We start from the raw sequence: 7778 nt of genomic DNA on the forward strand, positions 1-7778 counted from the left end.
TGATGGGCTAGGGCGAGGCAAGACGACGGGAGAGAGCTAGTGCCGATGTTCACTATGCGCTTCGACATGCGAGCACCGTCGATCGGCGCGCCCCCGACCGAGCTGTATACCGCGGCGAGCGACATGGCCGCGTGGGCCGAGACGCGCGGCTGCGTAGCCGCCGTACTGTGCGAACATCATTGCGCTGACGACGGATACCTGCCATCGCCGCTGCTGCTCGGATCGGCGATCGCTGCGCGTACAAAACAGCTGATGCTGAATCTAGTTATTATTCTGCCGTTCTACGACGTGGCCCGGTTAGCCGAGGACATGTCGGTGTTGGACCACATCAGCGAGGGCCGGGCCAGCTACATATTCGGAATCGGGTACCGTCAACAGGAATTCGACCACTTCGGCCTCTCGATGTCGGATCGGGGTCGGCTCGCCGACAAAAAGCTCGGTCAGTTGCGCCGGCTGCTTTCCGGAGAGGAAGTCGCGCACGACGGTCGCCGAATGAGAGTGACACCCGCTCCCCGCACCCCGGGCGGCCCGATGATGATGTGGGGCGGCGCGAGCCTGGCCGCCGCACGTCGTGCGGGCCGAAACGGTCTGGGTTTGCTGGCCAACGGCAGCGTGCCGGGAATGCGAGACGCCTACGAGGAGGCCTGCAGGCAGAATGGTCACGAGCCAGGTTTCGTTCTGATTCCCGAGCGCGACGCTGCCACGAATTGCTTTGTGGCAAACGATATCGACGCGGCGTGGGATGAGATCGGTAAGTACCTGCTGCACGATGCGTTGGCGTATGCCGAATGGAACCCCGACAACACCGTCTCCGCCAACATCACGAACGCGAAAACGGTCGATGAGCTGCGGGCGTCGTCGCGGACTCACCTGATTCTGTCGGTGGATGAGGCGGCCGAGCGGGTCGCCAACGGTGAAGTAATGAACCTTTCACCGCTCTGCGGTGGGATGCCGCCAGAGGTGGCGTGGCCCTACCTGAAACGATTCGCCGACCTGAGCTAGAGGCCGATGAGCTGCTTGAAATTGCCGCCCATTACTTGCGCTGTGGTGTCGGCGGGAAGGGTCGCGAGTCCCTTGACGAAATCCGCGGGGTGGGCGAGTCCCTCAGGATGCGGAAAGTCCGAACCGAACATCACCCGGTCAGCGCCGAGCACGTCGATGAGGTGTGACATGTCCTCTTCATGGAACGGGTTCACCCAAACGTGCCTGCGAAAGGCATCGCAGGGGTGTTCGCTGAAGTCCTTGGGCTTCTTGCGGTAAACCCGATCGAACACCTCCATCAACCGCTGAGCCCACGATCCGCCGTTCTCGACCACACCGATGCGCAGGCCGGGGAAGCGCTCGAACACTCCATGAGCGATGAACGCCGCAAGCGTGTCGAAGATGTGGCGGCTCTCTTCGTAGATGAACCCGCGAAGCTTGGTGAGCTGGAACCCCTGGAACTCGTCGCCGCTTTCCCAATCGTCGACGTAACGGTCGTAGCCGGAGTCCGAGTTGTGCATCTGCACTGAGATGCCCGATGACTCCACGAGCCGCCAGAAGTCGTCGAATTCGGGGAGCGCGGGAGAGCGGGACGTGCCGTCTGCACGCGGTACCGGGGCTGGCCGGATCAGCACGGTCCTGGCTCCCTGCTCCAGGCACCACTCGAGTTCCTTGACGCCTTGGGCAGGATCGTTAAGCGAGATCGCGGGCACGGGGAAGATGCGATCTTGGTAATTGAACGTCCAGTCGTCGAGCAGCCAGCGGTTGAAGGCATGCGTCACCGCGTGGGTCAGTTCGGTGTCGGACTTGGTGCGTTCCTCGAGCATGCCCGCAGTGGTCGGGAACATCATCGCGCCGTCGACACCTTGGGAGTCCATCAGCTCCAGCCGCAGGTCCGGACGCCGGAACGCGTCGGGGCAGCGGATGGGCTCGGCCAGTTCACGCAGCGACTTGCCCTCGGGATTGATGCCGCGGTAGTAGTCGGCCCACGCGCCCGGCGTCGGGATCACCTCGTAGGTCGGGTTCGGGATGCACTCGGTGACCACGCCGAGGATCTGCAGCTTCTTGCGGCCGTTCACGTCGACAAATTTCAGCGCCTCGGAATATTTCTCCGGCAGGTAGCGCGTGTAGGCATCGATGGTCTCGTACATGTGGTTGTCGGCATCCCAGACCTCGAATGCTTTTCCGTCGGTCACCAGCGCCTCCAACATGCGTGAGAATATTGATTCTCAAGATAGCAAGCGGCGCTATACGGCCGCTACCGGGCCTAAAGGCTCATGAAATGACCCCCATCGACGCCCAGTGTCTGGCCGGTGATGTAGCGAGCGTCGGGGCCGATCAGGAATGCCACGGCCGACCCGATATCGTGCTCTGGATCGCCGATGCGTCCCAGCGGGATTCTGCGGGACAACCTCTCCTCCATCGCGGGATCGGCCGCGATCGCGGCGGTCATCGCCGGCGAATACGCAAGCGGTGAAACCACGTTCACGGTGATGCGGTGCGGGGCCCATTCGCGCGCCAGGCTCTTGGCGAAGCCACGTAGCGCGCCCTTCATCGTGGCGTACAGCGGTAGCGTCGCGCTGCCCTCCATACCGGCCGGCGAGGTCATGACCACCAGTGATCCTCCTCGCGCGCGGAGAGATTCGAACGCTGCCGACGCACAATGGAACGCCCCGCCGACCGACGCCGAATAGTGGTCGTCCCAGAGGCCAGCGTCGACCTGAGCAAGCTGGTGCGGCTGGCTCGATGAGTTACTTGTCGCGTTGTGCACAACGGCATCAAGCCGTCCGGTCGTGTGAATCGCTTGCGCGACGGCATCAGCAACCGAGTCTGACAAGGTGACGTCGCAGGGAACCCAGCTCGCCAACTGCCCTCGCGCGGTGATCGCGTCTACCACCGCTTGTCCTGCCTCCGACCGTGTGCCGATAAGGACGTGAGCTCCCTGAGCCGCGGACGCGAGCGCGATGCCCCTACCGACTCCGCCACCCGCACCCGTGACAAGCACGGTCAACTCGTCGAGTCTCATGGAGACATCACCGAACCGCCGTCGGCGACGATGGTCGCGCCGATGAGGTGGGTGACCGCATCGTTCAGCAGGAATCTCGTTGTCTCGACGATCGTCTCTATGAGCCCGTACTCGTCGCTGACCGCAGCGGCTGTCAAATGAGACGTGGCCGCGCTCAGTGTCGGCGCGAATAGGCTTGCGGGAACAGCGATCATGTTGACGACGATCTGCGGTGCCCACTGCCGGGCGGCGGACTTCGCCATCGCTCGAACGCCCTCGATGGCCGTGGTGTACGGCACGAGATCGGCGGCTCCGCACATTCCAATGGTCGGCACGATGAGGACGATCCGGCCGCCCCGGCCGCACATCGAGGCGTGCGAGTATTGGAGGGCCGTCAAGGTCTGGCGCATCGGTTGTTCTGCGAGCCGGCGCCCGTCGAATGCCTCGATGGCCATCAGAGGTGTCGGTCTTGGACCGTTACCCGCGACGATCACGACGCCGTCCAGCCCGAGGGGTAGCGGCACGTCAAGCTGGTGAACGGCAGAACCGAGGCCGTTGGTAAGGGCGACCGAGACAACGTCGTGGTAACCCAGGACTGCGGTACTCATCGGCGGCGGACGGCTGTCGGCGTCAATGACTCGGCATCGCCGAGCCCGCCGATTGGTGAGCGATGCGTTCTTGATGAATCCTGACCAACTCTCTGAAGCCGATACGCTCATAACGTGGCTTGGGCTGAATACCCCAGTCGTCCTTCGCCGTTCGCTGGCCGGCCGCCTCCGGTGCGCCGCCGAACGGCGGCCCGCCAAGGGGGTATGGCTGCTGGCATTCCAGCGCATCATTGGAAAAGCGCACCTTCATAAGTTCGCTGCAGATTTCGGTGAGCGACAGCGTCGGCCAGCCGTACCAGACAGCCATCACCGGGACTGTCAGCGATCCCTCGATGACCAACCCGAAGAGGCAGACGTAAAGCGCCCGCTTGAGCCATTTATGCATTCGCGCCCACGTCGAAGTGGTGCCGATCGGCAGCGAAACGGCCGAATCCTCAGTCTGGATGGTGGAATCAGACACGATAGCCCTTTCTCGGCTCGGTTAGTCGGAGAAGATTTCCCGATTGACGGTGTGCAGGTATGGAATGGCGAGGAACGGGGTGATGTAGAAGACGTTGAACGCCCACCACCCGACCACCGGGAAACCTACTGCGGTATAGCGGACATCGGCGTACATCGTCATGTTGAAGATGTAGCCCATCCACACGATGATCCCGAACCAGCAGGTCACGATTAGCCATTGATGACCCCATCGCTTCATCTGGAGGAAGGCGATCGCCGCGGCAATTCGCATGGGGAATGCGATGAGAACGCAGACCATGACCCACGCCTTCTCGCCCGGTGCGCCGGCACCGCCGATCCAGAGCTCGTTGTAATGCCAGAAGTAACCGGCGTCGATCAGGTTGCCCCACGCGGTGAACACGGTGCGGGTGATCAGGGCATGGTTGGCGAAGAGGTCCAACGCCCAACCGATGCTGTTGAGCGCAGCATCCAGGATGATCACGAAGCCGATCAGCGTGACCATCGTCGGACGTACGGACAGGCCCCCGTGCTGCGCCTTCCGCAACAGGTAAAGGCCGCGACAGAAGATGGGGAGCCCAGCGATGCCGAGCACGAGCGTGCCCATCAGACCTGTTCCGGCAATGAGCCATCGGTCGGCGCGCCGCTGTATCGCTCGGCTTTGCTGTTCGTGTTCGCCCATGCTTAGCGACCCACCCGCGGCGGCCTTGATCGGAAAAGTCATGTCGCTACCAGTGCCTAGTCAGATACATTTGCAGCTGAATTGCAAACATCGCGATCAACATTCCGTAGACGAAAATCTGAAATGCGATGAGTCCCCGCTTACGCCGGCGGTCCAGGTCGTCCACGCATTCTCCTAACTGGTGTGCTGAAAAGCCTTGAGGTCGCTCAGAACGTGCCGATGTTGCCAAGCATCCAGTAGAAGAAGGCGACCAGGCCGCACATCACCACCCACGTCACGGCCATCCGGACTAGTTCTTGCCACACGATCGAACCTCCAGGGGTCTAGCGCAAAAATGCAAGTTTACGCTTCAAGGTAACATCGCTCTCGGAAATGAGAATAGACGTTTCCAACGTCGATGCCCAGGGGTCGCGGCCGACGGAAAGCTCAGGCGCTAGCCATGGCGGCCAGCTTGCGTCTGACGACCTTGCCGACATCGTTACGCGGCAACTCTTCAACGAGCACCACCCGCACGGGTACGCGGTAGGGCGTCAGGCGTTCGCGGCACCAGGCGATTAGGTCGTCCTCGGACAGCCCGTGGGCGTGACACGCGACGAACGCCCAGGGCACCTCGCCGAGTCTCTCGTCTGGAATCCCGACCACTGCCGCTTCGCGTACCCCCTCGGCGGCCAGCAGTACGTCCTCCACCGTCCCCGGGAAGACCTTCAGCCCACCGCGGTTGATCATGTCCGACACTCGGCCGTCCAGCCACAGGAACCCGTCGTCGTCGAACCACCCGAGGTCACCGGTGTGAAACCAGCCGTCATCGGTGAGCCTGTCGAGGAACGCCGGGTCGATCTTGCGAGCGGCCGTCGTCGGCGTGCGGACCATTACCTCGTCGTCGGCGATCATGACATCAATGCCGGGCAGGGGGCGACCGACCGAGCCAAGCTTGGTCTCGCCCCATTCCCGCGCGTCGGCGGCCGACCATCCGACGACCTCGCCACCGAGTTCGGTTTGGCCGTAGGAATTGAGGACGATCACGCCGAACCTGTCCCGGAACCGTCCGGCTTGCACGGGCGAAAGGGGAGCGGTGATCGACCGCACGATCTTCAGAGGCGACAAATCCGTGACCGACTCGTCATGCAGGACCATCGTCAACGCCGCGGGAGGCAGCACTGTGGAGCGCAACTGATGCCGCTTGACCAGTGCGGCGAACTCGGCGGGTGAGAACTTGTCCATCAGCACGACCCCCGAACCCGCCCGAAAGGCGAACAGCACCTGGTAGATGCCGGCCCATAACGACAGCGAGAGCGGAACGAGGTTTGGCATCGGCGTCCGGTGCGCCTTCGGGGCAGCAGATTTTGCTCCGCGAAGCTTGGCCAACAGCCGGTCGATCAGGTCGAGCACCGTTGCATGACGCAAGGGCACCGGCTTGGGCGGCCCGGTGGTCCCCGACGTGAACTGCAGCAGCGCAACATCCGTATCGTACTGCCGCGGATCGGGCGGCGGCTCGGACGATGGCGACAGCGACCACATCAAGTCCGACCCGGCCACGAGGGGCAACGTAGATTCCGAGAAACGATGGGTTAGTTCGGGTGTCGTGATTACTGCGACCGGCCGCAATGTGGCGAGCTGGGACGCCACCTCCGCGTCGGCAGCCCGCGGGTTGAGCGGCGTGTAAACCCCACCCGCACGCCATGTCCCGAACAGCGCGGCCACCGTGGTCGCGTCATTGGGCAGCATCGCGGCGACGACTTGTCCGGTCACCAGACCGGCTTCGTCGAGTATTGCGGCCAGGCGGTCCGCGCTCACGCTGAGGTCGTCGCGCGAGACATCGGTGGTCAAAGTGTGCACGGCCGTATCGGGCAGGCCGGCCAGCAGCTCGGCAAGACTCACGAGTCAGGCTCCAGCGGTAGCCAATTGGGAGTGCGTTTGTCGGCGAACGCCTGTGGTCCCTCATTTTGGTCGGGATGGCCCCACATCGACGTCAAGTGGTTGGCACCCGCTCGGCACGCATCCGTCAAGCCGTATTCGAGCGCCCCCCACAACGCGCGCTTGGTCGCCCGCATCGCCGCGGGCGAGTTCATCGCGATCTTCTCGGCCAGTTCCTGTGCGACGTCGCGGAGCTTGTCGGGCGGGTCGACGATCTGACTGATCATCCCGAGCTCGTAGGCGCGTTGGGCGGTCAGACGTTCATGGCTGCCGACGAGCGCCATCCTCAACACCGCCTCGGCGGGCATCTTTCGCATCAGTGCGATCGTCTCCAAAGCGCTGACCTGACCGATGGAGACGTGGGGGTCGACGAAAGTCGCGTCCGACGACGCGATGACGACGTCGGCGTCGGCAACCCAATGCAGTCCGCCGCCGGCGCACACTCCATTGACGGCGGTGATGATGGGCTTCCCCACGTTGCAATGCCAGCCGGTCAACTTGAGGTCCAGCGTGCGCATCGACTCCTGGAACTGCTGCACCGCCTCGCCGTCCAGGTCCTCAACGTCGGCGCCAACCTGGAAGGCCCTGCCATTGCCGGTGTGCACGATGACCCGCACACCGGGATCAGCATCCAATTCCGCCCATGCCCTGGGGAATTCCGCACGCATCGTCGCGTCGTATGCATTGAGTCGATCGGGCCGGTTGTTGATGATCCAGCCGACTGGGCCGCGCCGCTCGACGATCAGCCTCTGGTAGGTCACGAAATCTCCACGGGGTCAAGCGGCTGCCAGCGCGCGGGGCGTTTGTCGCGCCACGCATGTACGCCTTCGGCATGGTCGGGGTGATTGCGCAACCGCCAAATCTCCTCGCTGGCGGCTCGTTTGGCTGCGGACAAGCCGACTTCGAGGGAATGCCACAACGCCTTCTTGGTAGCGCGCATCGCGGTGGGCGAGTTGGTCGCGACAGCGGCGGCCAGCCGACCCGCAGCCGCACGAAGCTGATCGGCAGGCACGACATCCGAGACCATGCCCAGCTCGTATGCCCGTTGGGCCGAGATGCGCTCGCCCTTGCCGCTCAGCGTCATTCGGGTGATCGCCTCCATCGGCGACTTACGCAGCAGTGTGATTGC

General features: G+C 63.4%; 9 protein-coding genes. 1 reads left to right on the plus strand and 8 read right to left on the minus strand.

Annotated elements, in window-relative coordinates; genetic code table 11:
* Positions 1-45: 45 nt before the first annotated feature.
* A complete protein-coding gene (locus A5652_RS12550) occupies positions 46-1002 on the plus strand; it encodes an LLM class flavin-dependent oxidoreductase (RefSeq protein WP_067351251.1) in 957 nt (318 codons plus the stop codon).
* Here the strand turns inward: A5652_RS12550 and A5652_RS12555 are convergent.
* The 8 genes from A5652_RS12555 to A5652_RS12590 all read right to left on the minus strand — a co-directional run.
* Positions 999-2192, minus strand: a complete 1194-nt coding sequence (locus A5652_RS12555; protein ID WP_082983876.1) for an amidohydrolase family protein — start codon at positions 2190-2192, stop codon at positions 999-1001. The genes A5652_RS12550 and A5652_RS12555 overlap by 4 nt on opposite strands.
* A 56-nt stretch (positions 2193-2248) precedes the next feature.
* Positions 2249-3007 (minus strand): SDR family NAD(P)-dependent oxidoreductase, encoded by a 759-nt coding sequence (locus A5652_RS12560; protein WP_067351254.1) that lies wholly within the window; start codon positions 3005-3007, stop codon positions 2249-2251.
* On the minus strand, positions 3004-3594 hold the full coding sequence (locus A5652_RS12565) for an SDR family oxidoreductase (RefSeq protein WP_067351258.1): 591 nt from the start codon (positions 3592-3594) through the stop codon (positions 3004-3006). The genes A5652_RS12560 and A5652_RS12565 overlap by 4 nt, the downstream gene beginning before the upstream one ends.
* A 22-nt stretch (positions 3595-3616) precedes the next feature.
* Positions 3617-4039 carry a hypothetical protein gene (locus A5652_RS12570; protein ID WP_067351294.1) on the minus strand — a complete coding sequence of 141 codons (423 nt, stop codon included), beginning with the start codon at positions 4037-4039 and terminating at the stop codon, positions 3617-3619.
* Between the two features lie 36 nt (positions 4040-4075).
* On the minus strand, positions 4076-4735 hold the full coding sequence (locus A5652_RS12575; RefSeq protein ID WP_067351298.1) for a hypothetical protein: 660 nt from the start codon (positions 4733-4735) through the stop codon (positions 4076-4078).
* Between the two features lie 426 nt (positions 4736-5161).
* Positions 5162-6613, minus strand: coding sequence for a class I adenylate-forming enzyme family protein (locus tag A5652_RS12580; RefSeq protein WP_067351261.1), 1452 nt, complete (start codon positions 6611-6613; stop codon positions 5162-5164).
* Positions 6610-7410, minus strand: a complete 801-nt coding sequence (locus tag A5652_RS12585) for an enoyl-CoA hydratase/isomerase family protein (RefSeq protein WP_067351264.1) — start codon at positions 7408-7410, stop codon at positions 6610-6612. The genes A5652_RS12580 and A5652_RS12585 overlap by 4 nt, the downstream gene beginning before the upstream one ends.
* Positions 7407-7778: enoyl-CoA hydratase/isomerase family protein (locus A5652_RS12590; protein WP_232001179.1), on the minus strand; the 372-nt coding region annotated here is incomplete at its 5' end. The genes A5652_RS12590 and A5652_RS12585, both read right to left, overlap by 4 nt.

Origin of the sequence: Mycobacterium sp. 1165178.9 (genome assembly GCF_001673555.1) — a bacterium.
GTDB lineage: Bacteria > Actinomycetota > Actinomycetes > Mycobacteriales > Mycobacteriaceae > Mycobacterium.

What these genes read in the sequence shown, in the direction of transcription:
- A5652_RS12550 (WP_067351251.1), top strand. Translation starts at nt 46, where the DNA reads ATGTTCACTATGCGCTTCGACATGCGAGCACCGTCGATCGGCGCGCCC.
- A5652_RS12565 (WP_067351258.1), bottom strand. Translation starts at nt 3,594, where the DNA reads ATGAGTACCGCAGTCCTGGGTTACCACGACGTTGTCTCGGTCGCCCTT.
- A5652_RS12555 (WP_082983876.1), bottom strand. Translation starts at nt 2,192, where the DNA reads ATGTTGGAGGCGCTGGTGACCGACGGAAAAGCATTCGAGGTCTGGGAT.
- A5652_RS12575 (WP_067351298.1), bottom strand. Translation starts at nt 4,735, where the DNA reads ATGGGCGAACACGAACAGCAAAGCCGAGCGATACAGCGGCGCGCCGAC.
- A5652_RS12560 (WP_067351254.1), bottom strand. Translation starts at nt 3,007, where the DNA reads ATGAGACTCGACGAGTTGACCGTGCTTGTCACGGGTGCGGGTGGCGGA.